The sequence below is a fragment of the Phytoactinopolyspora endophytica genome (assembly GCF_004138495.1).
GTDB classification, from domain to species: domain Bacteria; phylum Actinomycetota; class Actinomycetes; order Jiangellales; family Jiangellaceae; genus Phytoactinopolyspora; species Phytoactinopolyspora endophytica.
Genome location: NZ_ML142869.1, coordinates 110,860 through 112,899 on the forward strand (window position 1 = coordinate 110,860; position 2,040 = coordinate 112,899).

A 2,040-nucleotide genomic window follows, 5' to 3' on the forward strand; every position below is an offset into this window, starting at 1 on the left:
GGGACCACCGCCTGCTGCTCCACCTGGGGCTGACCCTGGCCCCGCTGCTGTCCGGCTCGGCCGTCGTGACCCATGATCATCGAGGATCTGGCGTGTGATCACACCGCGGATCCTCGATGATCATGGGCTGGTCAGCACCGGCTCCGCCTCCGGCGGCTCCTGCATCGCGCCGACCCAGCTGCGCTCCGGCGGGCGGCCGACGAACCGGCCGAAGACGAGCGCCGCCACGGTCGCCAACAGGACACCGGGGATGATCTCGTAGATGCCTTCGAACGGCCCCATGTACGGGTCCACGTGCTCCCACAGCACGACAGTGAGGGCGCCGCCCACGATGCCCGCCATCGCCCCGGCGCCGGTCATCCGGGGCCAGAAGAGTGACAGGATGATCACCGGCCCGAACGCGGCACCGAACCCGGCCCAGGCGTAGGAGACGATCTCCAGCACAGCCCCGCCGCCGAGCGCGATCACATAGGCGACGACCGCCACGCCGGTGACGGTCAGCCGGCCCACCCAAACAAGGGTCATGTTCGACGCCTGGCGGTTGAGGAACGCGCGGTAGAAGTCTTCGGTGAGCGCCGTCGAGGACACCACCAGCTGGCTGTCAGCTGTCGACATGATCGCCGCGAGCACGGCGGCCAGGATGATGCCGGCCAGCCACGGGTCGAGCATCTGCTCGGTCAGGGCGATGAAGACCGTCTCCTGGTTCTCCAAGGGCTCGTCGAGCTGTGCGATGCCGACCAGGCCGACCAGCGACGCGCCGGCCAGCGTCACGAGCGCCCAGCTTGTCCCGATCCGCCGGGCGACCGTTATGTCGCCGACGCTTCGGATGCCCATGAACCGGGCGAGGATGTGCGGCTGCCCAAAGTATCCCAAACCCCACGCCAGCAGAGACACGACCGCGATCACGCTCAGCGAGCCGCCGTCCGCCCAGGTGCCGTCGGCGAAGCTCGCCTCGGCTCCCATGTCGAGCAGATCCGGCTTCTGATCGTTGAGCGCGTCGTTCAGTGCTCCGAAGCCGCCGAGCAGCCCGATCCCGACAAGGGGGATCGCCAGCAGGGCCAGGAACATCAGCGTCCCTTGGATCGCGTCGGTCAGGCTCACCGCGAGGAAGCCGCCGAGGAAGGTGTAGACGACGATCACCGCGGCCGATATGGTCACGGCCAGCTCGAAGTTCATACCGAACATCTCTTCGAACAGCACGCCGCCGGCGACGAGTCCGCTGGCCACGTAGACGGTGAAGAAGACGACGATCACCGCGGCGGACACGATCCGCAGCATCCGGGTGCGGTCTTCGAACCGCTCCTCCAGGTACGCCGAGAGACTGACCGCGTCCTTGGCACGTTCCGTGTAGGTCCGCAGCCGTGGCGCCACGAACTTCCAGTTGAGGTACGTGCCGACGGCAAGGCCGACGGCGATCCAGGTCGCTCCGATCCCGGCGGCGTACACCGCGCCCGGCAGCCCGAGCAGCAGCCACCCGGACATGTCGCTGGCCTGTGCGGACAAGGCAGCGGTCGGAGCGTTGAGCTTACGGCCACCGAGCGCGAAGTCGGTGAAGCTGTGGGTCCGCCGATAAACCCAGATGCCGATCGCCACCATCGCGATGAGGTAGACGACGAAGGTCGTGACGATCGGTGCGCTGACATTGATCATGTGTTCCTCGCTCGATAAGGCGCTGACGGACACACGCCGAGTACAGGGACAGGTCGAGGCCGAACGCTCGACTCAGCGGAAGCACGTTGTCGAGGAGTGTAGGGAGAAGGTACGGCGCTCACGACCGACATGTGCGCAAATAGTCGAGGTCGCGATGTGGCAGATGCCAAAAGGCGCTGTTGCAGAGGCCGGCCGGGCCATCCCCGACGGAATGGCCCGGCCGGCTGTCGGGCGAACCTCAGGTCTGGGGTGCGGCCTGACTGGGCTGTGAGGGAGCGTCGCCAGAAGGCTGCACCTGCGGGAGCAGCCTGTTAAGGATCTCCTCAGTCTCCCGGCACGCCTGCTCACATATCCGGCAGTGCGAGTGTGCGTCCCGGTGCTCGCCGCAGG

The 2,040-nt window shown here is 67.2% G+C and carries 1 protein-coding gene and 1 pseudogene; both read right to left on the bottom strand.

The window, feature by feature from the left end:
• Nucleotides 1-120 precede the first annotated feature (120 nt).
• Nucleotides 121-1,650 carry a sodium/proline symporter PutP gene (gene putP, locus ELR45_RS29440; RefSeq protein WP_129669476.1) on the bottom strand — a complete coding sequence of 510 codons (1,530 nt, stop codon included), beginning with the start codon at nucleotides 1,648-1,650 and terminating at the stop codon, nucleotides 121-123.
• 238 nt (nucleotides 1,651-1,888) lie between these two features.
• Nucleotides 1,889-2,040, bottom strand: a pseudogene (locus tag ELR45_RS43190) (hypothetical protein); the annotation flags it as partial.